The sequence below is a fragment of the Pseudomonas sp. IB20 genome (assembly GCF_009707325.1).
Lineage (GTDB): Bacteria > Pseudomonadota > Gammaproteobacteria > Pseudomonadales > Pseudomonadaceae > Aquipseudomonas.
Genome location: NZ_CP046103.1, coordinates 2,831,044 through 2,852,986, shown reverse-complemented (window position 1 = coordinate 2,852,986; position 21,943 = coordinate 2,831,044). Strand labels below are relative to the sequence as shown.

Sequence of the window (21,943 nt, the reverse complement as noted above, 5' to 3'; positions counted from 1 at the left end):
GGGCCAGATCGAATGTGGGAGCCGGCAAGCCAGCTCCCACAGGGGTTATGCGGCGTGCAGGCAGTCCAGCGCGCGGTCGGCGAGGGTTCTGGCGCTGTTGATCAGGTGCTCGGTGGCGCCGGCCAGGTGGTGTTGGTCGGCGGACAGCCCTTGGGTGGAGGCCGCTGCGGTGGCGGCTGCGCAGCGCAACAGGTCGCAGAGTTGGGCGAGGGCGTCTTCGAAGCTGAGGTCGTGATGTGCGGAGAAAGACGGCGGTGAGTCGGGTTGTAGGTAGTGGCTCAGGGCGCGCTCGAAGATTTCGCGGTCGGGGGTGAAGCGGGGTGGGTCTGGGACGATTTTGTTCATGAATGAAACTCCTGAAAGGTCTGGAGCCATTCTTTTGCCGATCTCACTCGTCAAAAGGTGGCAGCTATGTGCGGGGTGAGATTGCCGGTCAGGAGCACCCGGTCAGACCGAAGTCTGCCCGCACACAGCCGCCATAGAGCATGTTGCTCGCGGTTGTGGCACTTGGCACCTAATCACATCACAGGATCTCACCCCTGATCGCTGATATGCAGCGACGGAGCGAAGGCTAGCCAGTGGAGTGAGCAGGCGCAAGGCCGAAGGATTGTCTAGGAAACTTCCCGCAAGTTAAAGAGATATGGATTGCTGGCCTTTAACAATGCATGTCGATCAGGGGTTTAGGTAGATTGAGTACATATCCGTTGCTGCGGTAACGGCCACCTAGGGTTCCGCTCTTACAGCGGGTCACTTTTGGAAGGACCCAAAAGTAACCAAAAGGTCCTCGCCCCACCACTCGGTGCCTCGCCTAGGCTCGGCATGCCAGAACGAAGGCTTGAATCCGTGGGCCGCCGCCATGGGCCATCCTTGGCCCATCGCGGCTAACCCGGCGTCCTGCCGGGTTACCCACGGATTCAAGCCTGCGTTCGGCCAGCGTGGTTTAACGGGGCGCCTCAGATCAAGATCAAAAGCAAGAGCACGGCGGCCTAGTAGCCGACCTGAGTGGTAGAAGCAAAAGCAGAGCAGAAGCAGAGCACACCCATCTAGCTGATGTAATGAGATCCCAATGTGGGAGCGGGCTTGCTCGCGAAGGCGGTGGGTCAGCAGCTCATGTGTAACTGCCCACCGCCTTCGCGAGCAAGCCCGCTCCCACAATTTTGACCGAGTTGGCTGCCAGCACCGCAGTGCTCTGCTTTTCTGTGGGAGCTGGCTTGCCTGCGATGCAGCACCTCGGTGTATCAGGCATAACCAGTGATGCCATCGCAGGCAAGCCGCTCCCACAATTTTGACCGAGTTTGCTGCCAGCACCGGGCTCTGTTTTCTGTGGGAGCTGGCTTGCCTGCGATGCAGGCACCTCGGTGTATCAGGCATAACCAGTTGATGCCATCGCAGGCAAGCCAGCTCCCACATTAGATTGAGTTCAGAAGATCAGGTCGGCTGTCAGGGCGGTGAAGCAAAAGCAGGCAAAAGCACAGCAGCACACTCTCTGTCTGATGTACGAGATCCATGTGGGAGCGAGCAAGCCCGCTCCCACAATTTTGACCGAGTTTAGCTGCCAGCACCGGGCTCTGTTTTCTGTGGGAGCTGGCTTGCCTGCGATGCAGGCACCTCGGTGTATCAGGCATACCAGTTGATGCCATCGCGCAAGCCCGCTCCCACAATTTTGACCGAGTTTAGCTGCCAGCACCGCAGTGCTCTGCTTTTCTGTGGGAGCTGGCTTGCCTGCGATGCAAGCACCTCGGTGTGTCAGGCATAACCAGCCATGCCTCGCGCAAGCCGCTCCCACATTTTGACCGAGTTCGCTGCCAGCACCGCAGTGCTCTGCTTTTCTGTGGGAGCTGGCTTGCCTGCGATGGCATCAACTCGGTGTACTTGATGACCGAGGTGTCTGCATCGCAGGCAAGCCAGCTCCCACATAGGCATTATTGTGGTGTCAGGTAGCTGAGGTTTACTTGGGATACAGCGGCGGCAAGCTGGTGGTATCGGTCGCCGGGTCGTGTTCGCGCTCGGCTATCGGGATGGCTTTGACCGCACGCCATAAGTCTTCGCCCAGCCAGAAATGGCCGCCTTCGCTGTAGAGCGCGCCGTTCAATCCGTCGAGAGCATCCGACAACGGCACAAACCGCGCCGCCATATCCGCTAGGGTTTCCGGCTGTTGCCGCGCCCAGGCATCCAGTGCCTGGCGTGTGGCTTGCGGGTCGTTGGCCTGGGTGGCGCGCTTGAGGTCGTCGAGCAGCGAGCGCGGGCTCGGGCCGGTTTGCGCGGTGCGCTGCACGGCGGGTTGGCGGCGCGCACGCCACCACAGGCCAAAGCCCAGCAGGGTGGTGCAGATGAAGATCAGTGTACTGAGTTGCCACAGCCACAGGCGGTCATCGTCCGGTGCTGTAATCACGGTTGGCGTGGCAGGCGTGTCCACCACCAGGCTCGGGTTGGTCGCCACTTGCAGGGTGTGGGCGGGCAGGCTGGTGCGTTCGAGGTGGTCTTCGTGGGTGTTCCACCACACCACTTCCACCGCCGGCAGTTCGACGGCGCCAGCGCGGGTCGGCACCAGCGCTTCGCGGTCTTCGCGGCTGCCGGTCAGGCCGTGGTCGTTGTTCTGGTTGGCGAGCACCGGTTGGTCGGGGTAGCGGCGCAGGCCGTTGATGTCGGTGCTGGGCAGGGCCGGCAGTTGCGCGCTGGACAAGCCTTCGGCCTTGACCGTGAGGCTGCGGGTCAGGGAGTCGCCGACTTGTACGCGCTCAGGCTCAGGGTTCCAGGCTTGCGTCAGGGTCAGGCTGCGGGCCGGTATCCAGGGGGCGTCAGCCGGGTACAGCGCCGGCTTGGGCTTGACGTTCAGCGACAGCTCGGCGGAGCTGACGTGAATCAGCTTGCCCGGCTTGGTGCCTTGCAGCGTGTTCTCCTGGGGCGGGCGCGATTCCACCAGGGTGGCGCTGAAGGTCTGTGCTGGAATCACCAAGGCGCCGCTGTGCTGCGGGTAGATCGCGTAGCGGGTCTCGATCACGCCGTGGCGAATGCTGTTGATGACTTTTTCGTAGGTGCGCGACTCGCCCAGTTGCTCGATGCGTGCATCGGGGATCTGCAACGGCGTGAGGCTGCTGTCGTCGTACAGCGACACCGAGTGGTACACGCGCACGGTCAACAAGGCCTGGGCCTGGACGTACACGCTGCTCTGGTCGAGGTTGGCTTCGATGAATACCGGCGCCAGCTCGGCGCTGGTGTTCTGGCTGGCGGTTTCGACCACTTGCAGGCTGATCGGCTGGGTCTTGAGCTCGCCCACTTGCAGCGGCGGAATCACCACCGTGCCGTTTTCCTTGGGCAACAGGGTGATGATCCAGCGCGTGGTGGCGTGGTTATCGCCACCCAGGGTGGTGAGTTGGTTGATCTGGCGCGTGCCGCTGACTTCGAACTGCGCATCCAGGGGCGACAGGTCGGGTTTGCCGAACTGGGTGACGTCGCTGGATTCCACCGTCAGCTCCACCGTTTCCCCGGAATTGAGGCGGCTGCGGTCGACGCTGGCAACCAGGTTCGCCGCCTGGGCGTGGCCTGCCGTTAACGCGAGCAGGAGCAGAAGGGTGGTGCGGCGGCTCATCGAGTCTTGTCCTGATGTTGTTGCTGTTCGTACCAGAATTTGCGCCGCAGCAGTTCGCCAGGGTTGTCCGGGATCTCCTGCAGCCATTGCTCCAACGCTTGGCGATGCTCGCCGTCAATCCTGGCATCGGCGGGGCGCAGCGGCGGGGTGGTGGTTTGTTCATCACCCAGTTCGCTGCCCGGTACGTCGTTGCCGCCGGCTTTGGGCGTGCCGCCGGTTTGAGTATCGCCCGTGCCGGCCTCGCCCTGGCCTTGGGACGATTGTTCGCCGCCTGAAGCACTTTGCCCGCTTGTGCCCGGTTGCGCAGTTTGGCCGGGTTGGGTGGTTTCGTCATCCTCGTTTTTTTCGGGTTTGGCGGGGTCAGGCTGAGCGTGTTGCTGCATCAGGCTTTCCACCAAGGCTTTGTTTTTCAGCGCCGGTTGCAGGTCGGGCTGGGCTTCCAGCGCCTGTTCGTAGGCGTCGATGGCGGCTTCCAGTTCGCCGGACTTGGCCAGCGCATTGCCTCGATTGTAGTGGGAGTAGGCGTCGTTGCTCAGCGCAAAGCGCTTGATCGCCTCGGCGTAATTGCCCGCCTCATACAGGGCAACGCCTTGCCACTGCGGGTTCTCGAAGCGTTCGGCAGCCTCGGCCGGGCGCTTTTTCTTCAGCAGGTACTGGCCCTGCTGGTCGGGGCGCAGCCACAGGTCTTGAAACTCGAAGGCATAGCTGGGCTGCGGCGCGACCAACAGCAGCAATGGCAGGCAAAACAGCCAGCCGCGGCGCCCGGCGCAGGCGCCAAGCAGCAACAGCGGCAGGAGCAGCCAGTAACCCTGGTCGGCCCAGCTGTCGAGGTGCAACAGTTGGCCGTCGTTGCGCAGGGTTTGCGGGCCATCGAGCAGGTTGAGTTGGCGCAGGTCCTTGTCGTCCAGGCGCGCGGCGCGGTAGTGGCCGCCCATTTCGCTGGCGAAGGCCTTGAGGGTCGGGCTGTCGAGGCGTGGCACCAGGATCGCACCTTGTTCATCCTTGAGGAACTCGCCGCTTTCCTGGGTCACCGGCGTGCCTTCGCGGCTGCCGATGCCGAGGATCGACAAGGTCGGCGCCTGCGCGCCTTGCAACTGCAGGCGGATGCCTTGGCGTTCTTGTTTCGACAGGGACGAGCCGACCAGCAACAAGCGCCCTTGGCCGAGGCCGCCTTGCTTGAGTAAGCCCAGGGCTTTCTCCACGGCGAGGTCGGCGCGATGGCCGGGCACGGGCATGATCGAGGGGCGCAGGGCTTCGAGCAGGTTGCGGCTGGTGGCCAGGTCATCCGACAGCGGCACCAGGGTGTGGGCGCTGCCGGCATACACGACGATGGCGGTCGGTGCGTCGGCGCGCGCTTGCAGCAAGTCATACAGCTTGCGCCGTGCCTGCTCCAGGCGATTGGGCGGGCTGTCGGTGGCGAGCATTTCCGGGGTCAATTCCAGCAGCACCACCAGCGGGTCGGCGGGTTTCTGGCTGGACTGTTCAACCCTTTGCCAGCTTGGGCCCAGCAAGGCCAACACGGCCAGCAGCCAGGCGATGCCGAGCACCACCCACGGCGATTTGCTCTCGCGGCCGTTGCCACCACTGAGCAACACCGCATGAAAGGCGGGCGGCAGGATCATCTGCCAGCGCCCGGCGCGCTTTTGCCGGTGCCACAGCTGCCACAGCAGCCAGCCGAGCAGCGGCAACAGCAACAGCCACCAAGGACGGAACCAGTGCGGCCACAGGTCGATCATCGACGCCTCCGCAAACGCAGGCGTTTGAGGCGCTGGCGCCATTCAGGGTGCTGTTGCAGGAAATTGCCCTGGGTCGAGAGTTTATTAAAGAAGCGCTGCAGCGCGTTGTTGGGCCAGCGTTCCTGGATCACCACCAACATGCTCAGGACCAGCGCGAGGGCCAATGGCGCGCTGTACAGCGCCTGGGCCGGGCGGGCTTGGGTCGGTTGTTGGGCGACGGGCTCAAGCTGGTCGAGGGTTTCCTTGATCTTCTGCAATTCGTCGCCGTCACGGGCACGGAAGTACTGGCCGCCGGTGGCGTCGGCGATGGCTTTCAGCGCGGGCTCGTCCAGGTCCAGGCTCGGGTTGACGCCAAGAATGCCCAGCGAACCGGTTTGCTCTGGATCGGCACCAATGCCGATCGGGTAGATTTTTACCCCTTCTTCAGCGGCCAGGCGTGCGGCAGTCAGCGGGTCGATCTGCCCGGCGTTGTTGGCGCCGTCGGTGACCAGAATCAGCACGCGGCTTTGTGCCGGGCGCTGGCGCAGGCGTTTAAGGGCCAGGCCAATCGCATCGCCGATGGCGGTGTTCTTGCCGGCGATGCCGATGCGCGCTTCATCCAGCCAGGTGCGCACGGTGCGTCGGTCAAAGGTCAGCGGGGCTTGCAGGTAGGCCTGGCTGCCAAACAGGATCAGGCCGACGCGGTCGCCTTCACGGCTTTCCAGGAAGTCGCCGAGCAAGTGTTGCACCAGGCTCAGGCGGCTGACGTCTTCGTCCTGCCAGTGCATGTCGGGGAAGTCCATGGAGCCGGAGACGTCCACGGCGACCAATAAGTCGCGGCCGCTGGCGGCAATCGGTAGGGGTTCGCCGAGCCATTCCGGGCGGGCCGCAGCGGTGAGCAAGAGCAGCCACAGCACCACGAACGGTGCTTGTTGGCGCCAGCCCGGTAGGTTGATCCGCGCACGGCGGCGGGCCAGGCCTTCGAGGTCGGCGAGGTAGCTGACTTTCAGCGCGGGTTCGCCGCTGTCGGCCACCGGCAAGATAAGCCGCATCAACCAGGGCAATGGCAGCAGGGCGAAGATCCACGGCCAGGCGAACTCAAACATGTTTGCGAATCCAGGTGTCGACGGCTTGGGTCAGGCCGGCGATGGCTTTGTCGTCGAGTTTGCATTCGGGTTTGTAAGCGCCTTCTACCAGCACCATCCAGCGTGTGAGGCCGGCGGCCGGGCAGCGGTTGTCGAGGAACGCCAGCCATTTGCGCCCGTTGAGGGTATGGCTCTGGCTGTAGGGGTAGTCGTTGCGGCACAGGCGTTTGAGCAGGCCGTTGAGTTGCTGCAGCCAGGCGCCGGCGGGTGCGCCGTCGTAGGGTTTGGGCATCAAGGCCAGCTCGGCCAGGGCGGTGATGCGCAGCGGGTCCAGCGGTTGTTCGGCGCGAGCCACCGGGCGGCGCGTGGGCAGCAAGCGACGCAAGGACCACAAGCCCCAGCCGAGCAGCGGAACCACCAGCAGCAACAGCCACCAACCCGGCGCAGGCGGCCAGAAGCCGATGGCCGGTGGGGCGATCAGCGGTTGCAGTTGATCGAGGCTGCTCATTGTTTTTTAACCGGGCGTTGCGGGTTGAGGTATTCGCGCAGTTGCTCGACCATTTCGCTCTGGGTGCTTAACGGCATCAGCAGGATTCGCAGTTTCTGCGCGAGTAATTCCCAGCGGGCGATGCGGGCTTCGGCCTGGGCCTTGTAGGCTTGGCGCAAGTCGAAATTCAGTGTGTCCAGTTCCAGCTGCGCGCCGCGCTCGGCAAAACGCAACAGCCCCGCAGCAGGCAGGGCGTGGTCCAGCGGGTCGGAAATCGGCAACAGCAGCAGGTCGCAATGCCGCGACAGCAGGCTCAGCTGTTGCTCGGCACCTTCGGTCAGCGCGCGCTCATCGCAAATCACGATCACCAGGCTGCCAGGGCGCAGCACTTCACGGCCACGGCGCAGGGCCATGCCCAAGGCGTCGGCTTCGGGGCGGCTCTCGGTATTGAGGCTCTGGTTGACGCGCACCAGTCGGTTGAGCAGTTGCAGCAGGCTTTGCTTGCTGCGCCGGGGCTTGATTTCATAGTGCTCGTTGTCGCCAAACACCAGCCCGCCGACGCGGTCGTTGTGGCCCAGCGCCGCCCAACCGATCAGGCTGGCGGCTTGCGCGGCGAGCACCGACTTGAACATCTGGCCGGAGCCGAAAAACAGCCGGCAGCTTTGTTCAACCATGATGAAAATCGGCCGCTCGCGTTCTTCGTGGAACAGCTTGGTGTGCGGCTCCTGGGTGCGCGCCGTCACGCGCCAGTCGATGGTGCGCACGTCGTCCCCAGCCTGGTACACGCGCACCTGGTCAAAGTCGACACCGCGCCCGCGCAGCTTGGAATGGTGCAGGCCGATCAGCGGGCTGCGCTGGCTCGGCGTGGAAAACAGCTGCACTTCGCGCACGCGGTGGCGCATCTCAATCAATTCGCTGAGCGTGACGCGGATCCCATCGCTTGCATTCATGGGGTTCAAGCGACGGCAACGACGTCGAGAATGCGTTGCACCACGCGGTCCTGGTCGATGCCGGCGGCTTCGGCTTCGAACGACAGAATGATGCGATGGCGCAGCACGTCGAACAGCACCGCCTGGATATCTTCCGGGCTCACAAAGTCGCGACCGGCCAGCCAGGCGTGGGCGCGGGCGCAGCGGTCGAGGGCGATGGAACCGCGTGGGCTGGCGCCGTAGGCGATCCACTCGGCCATTTCCGGATCAAACTTGGCCGGGGTGCGCGTGGCCATGACCAGTTGCACGAGGTATTCCTCTACGGCGTCGGCCATGTACAAGCCGAGGATTTCCTTGCGTGCAGCAAAGATTGCCTGCTGGCTGACACGGCGCTCAGGCTTGGTTTCGCCGTTGAGCGCCTCGCCACGGGCTTGTTGCAGGATGCGCCGTTCGACGGCGGCGTCCGGGAAGCCGATTTTGACGTGCATTAGGAAACGGTCGAGCTGGGCTTCGGGCAGTGGGTAGGTGCCTTCCTGCTCGATGGGGTTTTGCGTGGCCATCACCAGAAACAGCGGCGACAACTCGTACGTGCTGCGCCCCACGCTGACCTGGCGCTCGGCCATGGCTTCGAGCAACGCCGACTGCACCTTGGCCGGCGCACGGTTGATTTCGTCCGCGAGCACCAAGTTGTGGAAGATCGGCCCTTGCTGGAACACGAAGCTGCCGGTTTCTGGGCGATAGATCTCGGTGCCGGTGATGTCGGCGGGCAACAGGTCGGGGGTGAACTGGATACGATGGAACTGCGCTTCGATGCCTTCGGCCAACTCTTTGATGGCTTTGGTCTTGGCCAGGCCCGGCGCACCTTCTACCAGCATGTGGCCGTCGGCGAGCAGCGCGATCAGCAGGCGATCGATGAGTTTTTCCTGGCCGAGAATCTGCGTAGAAAGAAAGGTTCGCAGCGCAAGCAGCGCTTCACGATGTTCCATCGATGACGGTTCCTGGAGAGATTGGCCGGGCATTGAGAAAAAAACGCCTGGCCTGGGGGGCTTACTTTAATGCATCGAGGGGTGCGGCGACTAACGGCGCGCGGGGTATTTTTAGGAAAACTTGTAGGAATTTTGTGTGTGCAGCACAAATTGTGCTGAAGGCTTGCCTTGCCCATGTGGGAGCTGGCTCCCATTGCTGGGCCTTGCCCATGTGGGAGCTGGCTCCCACATTTGATCTGTGCGGCAGTTTAGATTCGGGTAAAGGTGCCGGTGCCCTTGAGAATGTTCTGCAAGGTCTCTTCAACTTCAGCCAAATCCGACGCGGCAGTGGCGTGGGTGATCTGCAGCTGATCCTTGCCACCCAACGCGTCGGCGTCCCCGGCGGCCAGTTCAACCAGCAGCGTCGTGTCACTCAGGGTGACCTTCAGCCCATCGAGGGTCGACGGCTCGTAGTCCCAGGTCAGTTCAACCTCATCTTCATCCGGGTAACGGGTGAGCATGAACATCTCGCCGTTTTTACCGTGGCAGCAGAGCATAGCCATGTTGTCTTCTTCGTCGTCGCACGGGGTGGCCATCAGTGCGTCAGTGTTCAGTTGCAGCATGGGAAATCCTGTCAGGGGGAGGGCGCAGCTCGGCAATTGTGCCATTGCGGCGAATTTTGTGCTGCATCATATGTCAGACCCAGTGCATGACCTGACGGGCAATACCAGTCATTTTCGGTACTCCCAGGCTTGAATATAGCCGGATTTTCTTCGGAAAAATCCAGGTTGCCCAAGTCGCAACCTCAAGCCTGCGTACCGATGACCGAATATGTCGCAGCATCGCAAGCAGCTGTCTTCCTACACTCGTTAAGCTGCGCAACGGATGTGCCCTGTGCCGGGAGCCTGACCTGCCCGTCGTACCGTCGCCTGGTAAGGTGCACTTCTTATGGAAGTTGTATGTGACCTGACTGTCTTGTCCAGCTTCACCCACCTGTCACCCTGATTCGTTTATGGTGCTTATTATCCGTACCGACGAACAGCGCTGACGGTCTCCCCGCAAGGGGATAACACGCGACGCTTCCATCAATAACAAGCCCAAGCGGAGTACCACAGATGGCGTTCTTCACCGCAGCCAGCAAGGCCGACTTCCAGCATCAACTGCAAGCGGCACTGGCGCAGCACATCAGTGAACAGGCACTGCCACAAGTGGCGCTGTTCGCTGAACAATTCTTCGGCATTATTTCCCTGGACGAACTGACCCAACGTCGCCTTTCCGACCTGGCCGGTTGCACCTTGTCTGCCTGGCGCCTGCTTGAGCGCTTTGACCACAGCGCCCCGCAAGTGCGCGTTTACAACCCCGATTACGAACGTCATGGCTGGCAATCTACCCACACAGCGGTCGAAGTGCTGCACCATGACTTGCCCTTCCTGGTGGACTCGGTACGTACCGAGCTGAACCGTCGTGGCTACAGCATCCACACCCTGCAAACCACCGTGCTCAGCGTGCGCCGTGGCAAGAAGGGCGAGTTGCTGGAAATCCTGCCTAAAGGCACCCAGGGCGAAGGCGTCCAGCAAGAATCGCTGATGTACCTGGAAATCGACCGCTGCGCCAATGCCGCCGAACTGAACGTGCTGAGCAAAGAGCTTGAGCAAGTGCTGGGCGAAGTGCGCGTGGCCGTGTCCGATTTTGAACCGATGAAGGCCAAGGTCCAGGAGTTGCTGGACGGTATCGACGCCAGCCAGTTCAGCATCGACGGCGAAGAAAAAGCCGAGATCAAGAACTTCCTGGAGTGGCTGGTGGGCAACCACTTCACCTTCCTCGGCTATGAAGAGTTCGTGGTACGTGACGAGGCGGACGGCGGCCATATCGAATATGACGCCAGCTCCTTCCTCGGCCTGACCAAACTGCTGCGTGCCGGCCTTACCGCCGAAGACCTGCGCATCGAAGACTACGCCGTGGCCTACCTGCGTGAACCGACTGTGCTGTCGTTCGCCAAGGCCGCGCACCCAAGCCGCGTGCACCGCCCGGCTTATCCGGACTATGTGTCGATCCGTGAGATCAGCGCCGACGGCAAGGTCATCAAGGAACACCGCTTCATGGGCCTCTACACCTCCTCGGTGTACGGCGAAAGCGTGCGGGTGATCCCTTATATCCGTCGCAAGGTTGCGGAAATCGAACGCCGTTCGGGCTTCCAGGCCAAGGCTCACCTGGGCAAAGAGCTTGCTCAGGTGGTTGAAGTGCTGCCCCGTGATGACCTGTTCCAGACCCCGGTCGACGAGCTGTTCAGCACTGTGATGTCGATCGTGCAGATCCAGGAGCGCAACAAGATCCGCGTGTTCCTGCGCAAAGACCCGTACGGTCGTTTCTGTTACTGCCTGGCCTACGTGCCGCGCGACATCTATTCCACCGAAGTGCGCCAGAAGATCCAGCAAGTGCTGATGGATCGCCTGAAAGCCTCGGATTGCGAGTTCTGGACCTTCTTCTCCGAATCCGTGTTGGCCCGTGTACAGCTGATTCTGCGGGTTGACCCGAAGAACCGCCTGGACATCGACACGCTGCAACTGGAAAAAGAAGTGGTGCAGGCCTGCCGCAGCTGGCAGGACGACTACTCCAGTCTCGTCGTCGAAAGCTTCGGCGAAGCCCAAGGCACCAATGTGCTGGCAGACTTCCCGAAAGGCTTCCCGGCCGGTTACCGCGAGCGTTTTGCGGCGCATTCGGCTGTGGTCGACATGCAGCACCTCAACAGCCTGACCGAAGCCAACCCGCTGGTGATGAGTTTCTATCAGCCGCTGGGCCAGGTCTCCGGCCAGCGCGAGCTGCATTGCAAGCTCTACCACGCTGACACGCCGCTGGCACTGTCCGACGTGTTGCCGATCCTGGAAAACCTCGGCCTGCGTGTGCTGGGTGAATTCCCGTACCGCCTGCGCCGTGCCAATGGCCGTGAATTCTGGATTCATGATTTCGCGTTCATCGCCGCCGAAGGCGTGAACCTGGACATCCAACAGCTCAACGACACTCTGCAAGACGCGTTCGTACACATCGTCCACGGCGATGCCGAAAACGATGCGTTCAACCGTTTGGTACTGACTGCCGGCCTGCCATGGCGTGACGTGGCGCTGCTGCGCGCCTACGCGCGTTACTTGAAGCAGATCCGCCTGGGCTTCGACCTCGGTTACATCGCCAGCACCCTGAACAACCACACCGACATCGCTCGCGAGCTGACCCGGTTGTTCAAGACGCGCTTCTACCTGGCGCGCAAGCTCACCGCCGATGACCTGGAAGACAAGCAGCAACGCCTGGAACAAGCGATTCTCACGGCCCTTGACGATGTTCAGGTGCTTAACGAAGACCGCATCCTGCGTCGCTACCTGGACCTGATCAAGGCCACCCTGCGCACCAACTTCTACCAGACCGACGCCAACGGCCAGAACAAGTCGTACTTCAGCTTCAAGTTCGACCCGCGCGCGATTCCTGAGCTGCCTAAGCCGGTGCCGAAGTTTGAAATTTTCGTCTACTCGCCGCGTGTTGAAGGCGTGCACCTGCGCTTTGGCAACGTCGCGCGTGGCGGCCTGCGTTGGTCCGACCGTGAAGAAGACTTCCGTACTGAAGTGCTTGGCTTGGTAAAAGCCCAACAAGTGAAGAACTCGGTGATCGTGCCGGTGGGCGCCAAAGGCGGCTTCCTGCCGCGTCGCCTGCCATTGGGCGGCAGCCGGGACGAGATCGCGGCCGAGGGCATCGCCTGCTACCGCATCTTCATTTCCGGCCTGTTGGACATCACCGACAACCTCAAAGACGGCGCCCTGGTGCCTCCGGCCAACGTCGTGCGTCATGACGACGATGACCCGTACCTGGTAGTGGCAGCGGACAAGGGCACTGCGACCTTCTCCGACATCGCCAACGGCATCGCCATTGATTACGGCTTCTGGCTGGGCGATGCGTTCGCATCCGGTGGTTCCGCCGGTTACGACCACAAGAAAATGGGCATCACCGCCAAGGGCGCGTGGGTCGGTGTGCAGCGTCACTTCCGTGAGCGCGGCATCAACGTGCAGGAAGACAGCATCACTGTGGTGGGCGTCGGCGATATGGCCGGTGACGTGTTCGGTAACGGCTTGCTCATGTCCGACAAGCTGCAACTGGTCGCGGCCTTCAACCACCTGCACATCTTCATCGACCCGAACCCGAACCCGGCGACCAGCTTCGTTGAGCGTCAGCGCATGTTCGAGTTGCCGCGCTCGGCCTGGACCGACTACGACACCAGCATCATGTCCGAAGGCGGCGGTATCTTCTCGCGCAGCGCGAAGAGCATTGCCATTTCGCCACAGATGAAAGAACGCTTCGACATCCGGGCCGACAAGTTGACCCCGACCGAACTGCTGAACGCCTTGCTCAAGGCGCCGGTGGACCTGTTGTGGAACGGCGGCATCGGTACTTACGTCAAGGCCAGCACTGAAAGCCACGCCGACGTGGGCGACAAGGCCAACGACGCCCTGCGCGTCAACGGCAACGAGTTGCGCTGCAAGGTGGTGGGCGAGGGCGGTAACCTCGGCATGACCCAGCTGGGGCGCGTGGAATTCGGCCTCAATGGTGGCGGTTCCAACACCGACTTCATCGACAACGCCGGTGGTGTGGACTGCTCCGACCACGAAGTGAACATCAAGATCCTGCTCAACGAAGTGGTGCAGGCCGGTGACATGACCGACAAGCAGCGCAACCAGCTGCTGGCGAGCATGACCGACGAAGTCGGCAGCCTGGTGTTGGGCAACAACTACAAGCAGACCCAGGCCCTGTCCCTGGCCGCCCGCAAAGCTTACGAGCGTGCCGCTGAGTACAAGCGCCTGATGAGCGACCTGGAAGGCCGTGGCAAGCTGGACCGTGCCATCGAGTACCTGCCGACTGAGGAGCAGCTCACCGAGCGCGCTTCCACCGGCAAGGGCCTGACGCGTCCGGAGCTGTCGGTGTTGATCTCGTACAGCAAGATCGACCTCAAGGAAGCGCTGCTCAAGTCGCTGGTGCCGGATGATGACTACCTGACCCGTGACATGGAGACCGCGTTCCCACCGAGCCTGGTTGCCAAGTTCGGCGAAGCGATGCGCCGTCACCGCTTGAAGCGTGAGATCGTCAGCACCCAGATCGCCAACGACCTGGTCAACCACATGGGCATCACCTTCGTTCAACGGCTCAAAGAGTCGACCGGCATGAGCCCGGCGAACGTGGCCGGCGCTTATGTGATCGTGCGTGACATCTTCCATCTCCCGCACTGGTTCCGTCAGATCGAAGCCCTGGACCACCAGGTCTGCGCCGACGTGCAACTGGAGCTGATGGACGAGCTGATGCGCCTGGGCCGCCGTGCCACGCGCTGGTTCCTGCGCAGCCGTCGCAACGAGCAGGACGCTGGCCGCGACACCGCACACTTCGGTCCGCACCTGGCGGCGTTGGGCCTCAAGCTCGACGAACTGCTGGAAGGCCCGACCCGTGAAGGTTGGCAGACCCGCTACCTGGCTTACACCGAAGCGGGTGTACCGGAGTTGTTGGCGCGCATGGTTGCAGGCACGACTCACCTGTACACCTTGCTGCCGATCATCGAAGCCGCTGACGTGACCGGGCATGACGCCGCCGAAGTGGCCAAGGCCTACTTCGCCGTCGGCAGCGCCCTGGACTTGCCGTGGTACCTGCAGCAGATCAGCGATCTGCCGGTGGCCAACAACTGGCAAGCCGCGGCCCGCGAAGCCTTCCGCGACGACGTGGACTGGCAGCAACGGGCGATCACCATCTCGGTACTGCAAATGGCCGACGCGCCACAAGACATGGAAGCCCGCGTGGCCCTGTGGCTTGAGCAGCACCAGGACATGGCCGATCGCTGGCGCGCAATGATGGTGGAAATCCGTGCCGCCGTCGGCACGGACTACGCCATGTACGCGGTCGCCAACCGTGAGTTGCTGGACCTGGCGCTGAGTGGTCAGTCGGTGCTGCAACCGGCTTGATCAGGCAGTAAAACAAAAGCCCCCGTATCGTGAGATGCGGGGGCTTTTTGTTGGAACACGATTTATCAAACAACGGGGTCAACGGGGGGAGCAGGCAAGCCAGCTCCCCCATTTTGATCTCCACAGGTTAGCGTGTAGCCGCGCCGGCTGGCCCCAGGCAGGGCTGGATGGCTTCTATCCTTGCTGCGGTAACGGCCACCTAGGGTTTCGCTCTTACAGCGAGTCACTTTTTTACAAACGCCTAAAAAAGTAACCAAAAAACGCTTTGCCCCACCACTCGGTGCCTCGCTTAGGCTCGGCTGCCCGCACGCAGGCTTGAATCCGTGGGCCGCCGCGATGGGCCATCCTTGGCCCAGCGCGGCTAACCCGGCGTCCTGCCGGGTTACCCACGATTCAAGCCTGCGTTCGGCCAGCGTGGTTTAACGGGGCGCCTCAGATCAAGATCAAGATCAAAAGCAAGAGCACGGCGGCCTAGTAGCCGACCTGAGTGGTTGAAGCAAAAGCAGGGCAAAAGCACAGCAGCACACTCTCTGTCTGATGTACCGAGATCCAACTGTGGGAGCGAGTCGCTCCACACTTGACCGAGTTGCGGCTGCCTCTAGCTCCCACATTGACTGAGTTGABTAGTAGATCAAAATCAAAAGCAGATCAAGATCAACAGCACGGCGGGCGGGGCTTTTTGTTGGAACACGATTTATCAAACAACGGGGTCAACGGGGGGAGCAGGCAAGCCAGCTCCCCCATTTTGATCTCCACAGGTTAGCGTGTAGCCGCGCCGGCTGGCCCCAGGCAGGGCTGGATGGCTTTCTTCAACCCGTTGTTGTTTGCCGGCAATAAGAACGATGCCGTCAGCGGCTTGCCGCCCTCAGTGGCGGGGGCTAACGAAAGTGTCAGGGTTTGCCCGCGCGAGGCATCGGTGGCCCAGTAGGCTAATTCCTCTCGCGGGACAGAGATGCTGAGCTCAAAGACCAAACCCATCTGGAACATCCCGCCGTAATTCCAGACGCCACTGACCATGTGTTCGACGGCGGCGCGTGTGCCTGTCGTGATACTCAGTGGCCCATTTGCGCTGGCATCCTTGCCTTCAAATGGGTCGGCGTCCCAGCCCAGTAATTGCGGGATGATCTCCAGCGACAGGCCAGCGTTTGGGTTCTGCGGGTGACAGCTGATCACAAGGTTAGCCTTCATATGGTGATCACCGTAAGCGCTGCCACCAAAGGTACGTGCGGCCAACATCGGGCCTTCTGGGTAGGGCCGTTCAAGCAACCACACAGGGTTCGCATCGGTGATGACATGAGTGTCGGTCGCGGCCTTCTCAAAACCCGTGCACCGCGACATGCTCATCGTTGAACCGAACGTGGAGCGTTTGCTGGCCGCGGTGCTGAGTTATCAGGCGCCCAACGTGCCCAAGTGGATCAACCGAGAAGACACCTGAAGGTGCAAAAAACCGACGCGGTGGTGACCGTCAGTTGAGTTTCAGCAGTTTCGCTTCCAGGTGATCCAGGTGCTGGGTCATCAGGCTGATCGCGCCAGTCACATCACGTTGCTCCAGCGCATCCACAATCGCCACATGCTCCTGCCACGCACAATACGTACAGGCTTGCGCCTCGTATTGGGCAATGATCAGCGAGGTCAGCGGCACCAGGCTGTTGAGGAACTGCGCCAAGGGCGCGTTACGTGCCATCGCGGCCAATTGCAGGTGAAACTCCCCGGACAGCCGAATTGCCGGGCCGCGTTGGTCGCGCTCGATGTACTCACGCTCTCGGGCGATCAGTTCGCGTAACTGGCGGATGTGCGTCGGCGTGGCCTGGGCACAGGCCAGCTGCACCACGGTGATTTCGGTCAGGCGCCGCGCTTCCAGAATCTGCCGTGTTTGCTGGGCATCCGGCGCTGCCACCTGAGCGCGTTGGTTGGGGCGCAGGATGATGACTTGTTGGTGAGACAGTTTTGCCAATACACGGCGAATAACACTGCGGCTGACACCAAAGGTTTCACCCAGGCCTTCTTCGGTAAACCGGCTGGAGGGCGGGATGCGTTGTTCGAGTATGGCGTCGAACAAGCGCGGGTAGATGTCATCCACCGAGGGCTTTTTGCCTGCCACCAGGCGCAGGGCAGGGAGGATGGGGTGGCGTTGCAGGGCGTGGGCGGTCATGGCCTGTCTCCAAAAATTCAGCTGCCCAGATGGTCGTCCGGGATGTTCAAGCGAATGCCCATGCGCAGGCCTTCCTGGAGGATGTGCCGACGCATCTCGGCACTGGCCAGGGCGCTGTTCTTGTTGCGGATAGCGCGCACCACGGCCTCGTTTTCCTGCAGGCGTTCCGCCAGGTGTTCGGGCGAGTTACGCAGCACCTGGGCGCTTTGCTTGAGGGCGTTGCTGGTCTGTTGCACCACGTTCTGGAAGATCGGGTTGGAGGTCAGCGCGAACAGTTCTTCGTGGAAACCGATGTAGGCGTTCATGCCCGCTTCGGCGTCACCGGCATCCAGGGCTTCGCGCATGTCCATCAGGGTCAGGCGCAATTGGCCGACTTCTTTGCTGCTGATGGATTGGGCGACCAGGCCGACAATGAACGGCTCGAGGGTGTAGCGCAGTTGCAGGATGTCTTCCAGGCTGGCATCGGCCACGGCGTCACTGGATTGCGGTTCGCTGACGCTGGTTTCCAGCACCACCACACCTTTGCCGGGCATCGAGCGCACAAGGCCCAGGGTTTCCAGCACGATCACCGCTTCACGCAGGCTTGGGCGGCTGATGCCCATTTGTTCGGCCAGTTCACGCTGGCCGGGCAGCATTTCGCCACGCCGCCACTGGCCGCGCTTGAGTGCGGCGCGCAGTTTTTCTACGACTGAATTGACGACGGTTGAGGTGCTGATCACGTCTACGTCTCCTTGATAGTGCAAATACAATGGTGAGTCTTGTGACGATCCAGTGTGAGAGCTGGCTTGTCTGCGATGACTGACGGTCAGTCAACATCTCTATTGCTGACCCACCGTTATCGCAGGTAAGCCAACTCCCACAGTGGATCTGTGTTGTTTATGAAATCGCTTAAAACTCTTGATGCGCCGGCAGCACCGGCTTCTTGGCCTGGAAGGCATAGCCTTGTTGGCCGTCGAGCACCTTGTTGGCGCGCTGGATATCGATGTCTTTTTCCCAACGGGCAATGGCCACGGTGGCAACACAGTTGCCGATCAGGTTGGTCAATGCACGCCCTATACCCATGAACCAGTCCACCGCTAACACCAGCACCAGCCCGACCACCGGAATCGCCGGGATGGCGGTGAGGGTCGCGGCTAGAATCACCAGCGCCGAGCCCGGAATCCCGTGAGCGCCCTTGGAGGTAATCAGCGACACCAGCAGGATGGTCAGCAAGTCGGTCATCGACAGCGGGGTGCCGGTGGCGTTGGCGATAAACACGATGGCCAGGGTCAGGTAGATCGAGAAACCGTCGAGGTTGAATGAATACCCCGTCGGAATCACCAAGCCTACCGTTGAGCTGCCAATACCCAGGTGCTCGAGTTTACGCATGATCTGTGGCAGCACCGCATCGGATGAGGCGGTGCCCATCACGATCAGCAACTCTTCGCGCAGGTACTTGAGCAACGGCAACATGCGCAGGCCGGACAAGCGCATCACCAGGCCCAGCACCAGCCCGACAAAGGCAAAGCAGGTCAGGTAGAACAAGCCTACCAGGCTGCCCAGGTGTTGCAGCGAATCCAGGCCGTAGGTGCTGGTGGTGAAGGCGATGGCGCCGAACACGCCAATCGGCGCCAAGCGCACGATCATGCCCATGATGCGGAAGATCACGTGGCTCAGCTCGTTAATCAACCGCGAGATGCCCGAAGCGGCTTCGCCCACCAAGTTCAGCGCGCTGCCGAACAGCACTGAAAACAGCAGCACTTGCAGCACGTTGTTGTCGGCGAAGGCGCCGATTACCGAGTTGGGGATCAGGTCCATCAGGAACTGGCTGGTGCCACGGATATGTTGGCCCTTGTCAGCCAGTTCATTCAGGCCGGCGGAGGACAATTGCTCCAGGTGGATATTGGCGCCGGTGCCGATGCCGGTGCTGAAGGCCATGATCAGGCCGATCACCAGCGCAACAGTGGTCAGCACTTCAAAGTAGATCACCGACTTGAGGCCGATGCGCCCGACTTTCTTCAAGTCGCCGGCGCCGGAAATACCGCTGACCACCACGCAGAACACGATCAAGCCAATCAGCATCTTGATCAGCTTGATGAAGCCGTCACCCAGGGGTTTGAGTTGCGAGGAGAATTCGGGAAGGGCCAGGCCGCAGGCGATGCCGAGCATCAGGCCAATCACGACTTGCAGGAAAATCGAACGCGAGCACCATCTGAGCATGGGAGGGATCTCTATTCGGTGCCCTGGTGGTTCCAGGGCTTAATTGTTGTGGTCTTACCGGTAAGTCCAGTGCGTGGCCAGTCTACGCTGGGTTTTTTTGAAATCACAAGTAAATATTGGACGGTTGACAGGTTCCGGTCTGACCAGTTGGTCGGTAAGCGTGATGCTTGAGCGGTTGGTGGTTTGGAAAATTTTTCGCTTATCATCCACGGCAAGATTGGCGAGGTGATCGATGGACAGACCAGGACTGACCACGCACGCAGGGCAGACGCATTGCACCTGGCGCACAGCGGCGCCGGAATACCCGCGTTACCACGACCACGAGTGGGGCGTGCCGGTGGCGGATGATATCCAGCTGTACGAGAAGATTTGCCTGGAGGGGTTTCAGGCGGGCATGGCCTGGATCACCATCTTGCGCAAGCGCGAGCAGTTCCGGGTGGCGTTTGAGGGCTTTGATTTTCGTCGTGTGGCGCGGTATGGCGAGGCGGACATTGAGCGGCTGATGCAGGACCCCGGCATTGTGCGCAATCGGGCGAAGATCGTGTCCACCATCAACAATGCGTGCAGGGCGTGTGAGCTGGTGGATGAAACTGGCTCGCTGGCGCGGTGGGTTTGGGCGTTTGAGCCTAGCGAGGAGGAGCGCCCGGCCGTGGTGGACATGGCTTATTGGACGGGTAATCCGACGTCACCGGCTTCGGTGAGGTTGTCGAAGGCCTTGAAGAAACGCGGCTGGACCTTTGTTGGCCCCACCACGATGTATGCGCTGATGCAGGCGATGGGGATGGTCAATGATCACTTGGACGGCTGTGCTTGCCGACCGCTGATCGAGCAACTGCGGCGGGAGTTCAAACGGCCCTGAGCCCTCGTACCCAGCACCATTCAAACGGTGGGAGTTGGCTTGCGGCAGCATCAGTGGCTGGAACCGCCTGGCGGTGAGTTTTCGTCGGCAACCGCCGAACGCTTGATCAGGACAGGAAACCGCCGTCCACATTCAGCGACACCCCGGTGGTGTAGCTGGAGGCATCGCTGGCCAGGAACAGCACTGCGCCGGCCATTTCGCTGGGATCGGCCACGCGCTTGAGTGGGATCTGCGCCAGGGCCATCTTCAGGATCGAATCGTTCTTCACCAGCGCCGAGGCGAACTTGGTGTCGGTCAGGCCCGGCAGCAGGGCGTTGCAACGAATGCCGAACGCTGCGCATTCCTTGGCAAACACCTTGGTCATGTTGATCACCGCGGCCTTGGTCACCGAGTAGATGCCTTGGAACACGCCTGGGGAAATCCCGTTGATCGACGCCACGTTGATGATGCTGCCGCCGCCGTTCTCGCGCATCAGCTTGCCGGCTTCCACCGACATGAAGAAGTAGCCGCGAATGTTCACGTCCACGGTCTTCTGGAACGCGCCCAGGTCGGTGTCCAGCACGTTGCAGAATTGCGGGTTGGTCGCGGCGTTGTTGACCAGGATATCCAGGCGGCCGAACTGTTCACGGATGCCGGCGAACACCTGGGTGATCTGCTCCATTTCACCAATGTGGCACGCCACGGCGGTGGCTTTGCCGCCATCGGCGATGATCGCATCCGCCACGTGCTGGCAGCCTTCCAGCTTACGGCTGGAGACGATCACGTGGGCGCCTTGCTGGGCCAGGAGTTTGGCGATGGCTTCACCGATACCGCGGCTGGCGCCGGACACAAAAGCAATCTTGCCGTCGAGGTCGAACAGGTGGGTCTTGAATGTTGCCGTCAGAGTGCGGATTTACCGATGACATTCAGGCTCATTTGCTCCAGCAGCGTGTTCATGTGGATGAACTGCGCAAAGCGTTTGTCCTGGGTCTGGCCGTGGAAGAAGCGGTAGTAGATCTGCTGCACGATGCCGGCCAGACGGAACAGGCCGTAGGTGTAGTAGAAGTCGAAATTGTCGATCTGAATGCCGGAGCGCTCTGCGTAGTAATCGACGAACTGGCGGCGGGTGAGCATGCCGGGGGCGTTGCTTGGCTGGCGGCGCATCAGTTGCACCGGGGCCGGGTCGGCGGCTTCGATCCAGTAGGCGAGGGTGTTGCCCAAATCCATCAGCGGGTCGCCCAGGGTGGTCAGTTCCCAGTCCAGCACGCCGATGATCTGCATCGGGTTATTGGGGTCCAGGATCACATTGTCGAAGCGGTAGTCGTTGTGCACGATGCTGGAGGTCGGGTGGTCGGCCGGCATCTTGTCATTGAGCCAGGCGCGCACGGCTTCCCAGCTCGGGGCGTCGGGGGTCAGGGCTTTTTCGTAGCGGTCGCTCCAGCCGCGAATCTGCCGTTCTACGTAGCCTTCGGGCTTGCCCAAGCCGGCCAGGCCGCAGGCCGCGTAATCCACCTGATGCAGCTCGACGAACTTGTCGATAAAGCTTTTGCACAGTGCGTCGGTCTTGGTCGCGTCCAGGCCCAGTTCCGGCGGCAGGTCGGAACGCAGGATGATGCCGTTGACCCGCTCCATCACATAGAACTCGGCACCGATGACCGATTCATCGGTGCAATGCACGTAGGCTTTGGGGCAATAAGGAAAGCCGTCTTTAAGCTGGTTGAGAATGCGGTACTCGCGGCCCATGTCGTGGGCGGACTTGGCTTTGTGGCCAAAGGGCGGGCGGCGCAACACGAATTCCTGGCCCGGGTACTCCAGCAAGTAAGTCAGGTTGGACGCACCGCCAGGGAACTGGCTGATCTTGACCGTGCCGTGCAGGCCCGGAATATGGGCCTTGAGGTAGGGATCGATGAGGCTGGCATCAAGTTCTTCGCCTGGGCGAATCTGGGTCGATTGGTCGTTAAGCGCCATGCTTATCCCTTCTGCTTATTCTAAAGGCCTTG

Annotated in this window: 16 protein-coding genes; 2 read left to right on the top strand and 14 right to left on the bottom strand. The window is 61.5% G+C overall.

Annotated elements, in window-relative coordinates; all coding sequences use genetic code 11:
* Nucleotides 1–45 precede the first annotated feature (45 nt).
* The 8 genes from GJU48_RS13125 to GJU48_RS13090 all read right to left on the bottom strand — a co-directional run bounded on the left by GJU48_RS13125 (nt 46) and on the right by GJU48_RS13090 (nt 9,393).
* Nucleotides 46–345 (bottom strand): DUF6124 family protein, encoded by a 300-nt coding sequence (locus GJU48_RS13125; protein WP_094953438.1) that lies wholly within the window; start codon nt 343–345, stop codon nt 46–48.
* A gap of 1,603 nt (nt 346–1,948) precedes the next feature.
* Nucleotides 1,949–3,589 (bottom strand): BatD family protein, encoded by a 1,641-nt coding sequence (locus GJU48_RS13120; protein WP_094952759.1) that lies wholly within the window; start codon nt 3,587–3,589, stop codon nt 1,949–1,951.
* Nucleotides 3,586–5,325: a tetratricopeptide repeat protein gene (locus GJU48_RS13115; RefSeq protein WP_094952758.1), complete on the bottom strand. Its 1,740-nt coding sequence runs from the start codon at nt 5,323–5,325 to the stop codon at nt 3,586–3,588. The genes GJU48_RS13120 and GJU48_RS13115 overlap by 4 nt, the downstream gene beginning before the upstream one ends.
* Nucleotides 5,322–6,410, bottom strand: a complete 1,089-nt coding sequence (locus tag GJU48_RS13110; protein WP_094952757.1) for a vWA domain-containing protein — start codon at nt 6,408–6,410, stop codon at nt 5,322–5,324. Before GJU48_RS13110 ends, GJU48_RS13115 begins: the two co-directional genes overlap by 4 nt.
* On the bottom strand, nt 6,403–6,897 hold the full coding sequence (locus tag GJU48_RS13105) for a DUF4381 domain-containing protein (RefSeq protein ID WP_094952756.1): 495 nt from the start codon (nt 6,895–6,897) through the stop codon (nt 6,403–6,405). Before GJU48_RS13105 ends, GJU48_RS13110 begins: the two co-directional genes overlap by 8 nt.
* Entirely contained in the window at nt 6,894–7,826 is a 933-nt protein-coding gene (locus GJU48_RS13100; RefSeq protein WP_094952755.1) for a DUF58 domain-containing protein, read from the bottom strand. Before GJU48_RS13100 ends, GJU48_RS13105 begins: the two co-directional genes overlap by 4 nt.
* A gap of 5 nt (nt 7,827–7,831) precedes the next feature.
* Nucleotides 7,832–8,791, bottom strand: a complete 960-nt coding sequence (locus GJU48_RS13095) for an AAA family ATPase (RefSeq protein WP_017739127.1) — start codon at nt 8,789–8,791, stop codon at nt 7,832–7,834.
* 248 nt (nt 8,792–9,039) lie between these two features.
* The gene (locus GJU48_RS13090; protein ID WP_094952754.1) at nt 9,040–9,393 is read right to left on the bottom strand and encodes a hypothetical protein; all 354 of its coding nucleotides are present in this window, start codon (nt 9,391–9,393) and stop codon (nt 9,040–9,042) included.
* A 492-nt stretch (nt 9,394–9,885) separates the two neighbouring features.
* Here GJU48_RS13090 and GJU48_RS13085 point away from each other — a divergent pair, with 492 nt between their 5' ends.
* Entirely contained in the window at nt 9,886–14,754 is a 4,869-nt protein-coding gene (locus GJU48_RS13085) for an NAD-glutamate dehydrogenase (RefSeq protein WP_094952753.1), read from the top strand.
* Between the two features lie 759 nt (nt 14,755–15,513).
* Here GJU48_RS13085 and GJU48_RS13080 read toward each other — a convergent pair.
* The 4 genes from GJU48_RS13080 to GJU48_RS13065 form a co-directional block, all read right to left on the bottom strand.
* A complete protein-coding gene (locus GJU48_RS13080) occupies nt 15,514–16,098 on the bottom strand; it encodes a hypothetical protein (protein WP_178119788.1) in 585 nt (194 codons plus the stop codon).
* A gap of 121 nt (nt 16,099–16,219) precedes the next feature.
* Nucleotides 16,220–16,906 (bottom strand): GntR family transcriptional regulator, encoded by a 687-nt coding sequence (locus GJU48_RS13075; RefSeq protein WP_094952750.1) that lies wholly within the window; start codon nt 16,904–16,906, stop codon nt 16,220–16,222.
* 17 nt (nt 16,907–16,923) lie between these two features.
* On the bottom strand, nt 16,924–17,625 hold the full coding sequence (locus GJU48_RS13070; RefSeq protein ID WP_094952749.1) for a FadR/GntR family transcriptional regulator: 702 nt from the start codon (nt 17,623–17,625) through the stop codon (nt 16,924–16,926).
* 169 nt (nt 17,626–17,794) lie between these two features.
* Entirely contained in the window at nt 17,795–19,120 is a 1,326-nt protein-coding gene (locus GJU48_RS13065; RefSeq protein WP_176462990.1) for a C4-dicarboxylate transporter DctA, read from the bottom strand.
* A gap of 217 nt (nt 19,121–19,337) precedes the next feature.
* On the opposite strand from GJU48_RS13065, the gene GJU48_RS13060 reads away from it, so the two are divergent.
* Nucleotides 19,338–19,964: a DNA-3-methyladenine glycosylase I gene (locus tag GJU48_RS13060; protein WP_094952747.1), complete on the top strand. Its 627-nt coding sequence runs from the start codon at nt 19,338–19,340 to the stop codon at nt 19,962–19,964.
* 106 nt (nt 19,965–20,070) lie between these two features.
* Here GJU48_RS13060 and GJU48_RS13055 read toward each other — a convergent pair whose 3' ends face one another.
* A complete protein-coding gene (locus GJU48_RS13055; RefSeq protein WP_155296010.1) occupies nt 20,071–20,847 on the bottom strand; it encodes an SDR family oxidoreductase in 777 nt (258 codons plus the stop codon).
* Nucleotides 20,844–21,911: a phosphotransferase family protein gene (locus tag GJU48_RS13050; protein WP_094952745.1), complete on the bottom strand. Its 1,068-nt coding sequence runs from the start codon at nt 21,909–21,911 to the stop codon at nt 20,844–20,846. The genes GJU48_RS13055 and GJU48_RS13050 overlap by 4 nt, the downstream gene beginning before the upstream one ends.
* Between the last annotated feature and the right edge of the window lie 32 nt (nt 21,912–21,943).

Excerpts from the sequence above, each read along its gene's own strand:
- GJU48_RS13125 (WP_094953438.1), bottom strand. The coding sequence starts at position 345 with ATGAACAAAATCGTCCCAGACCCACCCCGCTTCACCCCCGACCGCGAA.
- GJU48_RS13115 (WP_094952758.1), bottom strand. The coding sequence starts at position 5,325 with ATGATCGACCTGTGGCCGCACTGGTTCCGTCCTTGGTGGCTGTTGCTG.
- GJU48_RS13105 (WP_094952756.1), bottom strand. The coding sequence starts at position 6,897 with ATGAGCAGCCTCGATCAACTGCAACCGCTGATCGCCCCACCGGCCATC.
- GJU48_RS13090 (WP_094952754.1), bottom strand. The coding sequence starts at position 9,393 with ATGCTGCAACTGAACACTGACGCACTGATGGCCACCCCGTGCGACGAC.
- GJU48_RS13110 (WP_094952757.1), bottom strand. The coding sequence starts at position 6,410 with ATGTTTGAGTTCGCCTGGCCGTGGATCTTCGCCCTGCTGCCATTGCCC.
- GJU48_RS13050 (WP_094952745.1), bottom strand. The coding sequence starts at position 21,911 with ATGGCGCTTAACGACCAATCGACCCAGATTCGCCCAGGCGAAGAACTT.
- GJU48_RS13060 (WP_094952747.1), top strand. The coding sequence starts at position 19,338 with ATGGACAGACCAGGACTGACCACGCACGCAGGGCAGACGCATTGCACC.
- GJU48_RS13095 (WP_017739127.1), bottom strand. The coding sequence starts at position 8,791 with ATGGAACATCGTGAAGCGCTGCTTGCGCTGCGAACCTTTCTTTCTACG.
- GJU48_RS13085 (WP_094952753.1), top strand. The coding sequence starts at position 9,886 with ATGGCGTTCTTCACCGCAGCCAGCAAGGCCGACTTCCAGCATCAACTG.
- GJU48_RS13100 (WP_094952755.1), bottom strand. The coding sequence starts at position 7,826 with ATGAATGCAAGCGATGGGATCCGCGTCACGCTCAGCGAATTGATTGAG.
- GJU48_RS13120 (WP_094952759.1), bottom strand. The coding sequence starts at position 3,589 with ATGAGCCGCCGCACCACCCTTCTGCTCCTGCTCGCGTTAACGGCAGGC.
- GJU48_RS13080 (WP_178119788.1), bottom strand. The coding sequence starts at position 16,098 with ATGAGCATGTCGCGGTGCACGGGTTTTGAGAAGGCCGCGACCGACACT.
- GJU48_RS13075 (WP_094952750.1), bottom strand. The coding sequence starts at position 16,906 with ATGACCGCCCACGCCCTGCAACGCCACCCCATCCTCCCTGCCCTGCGC.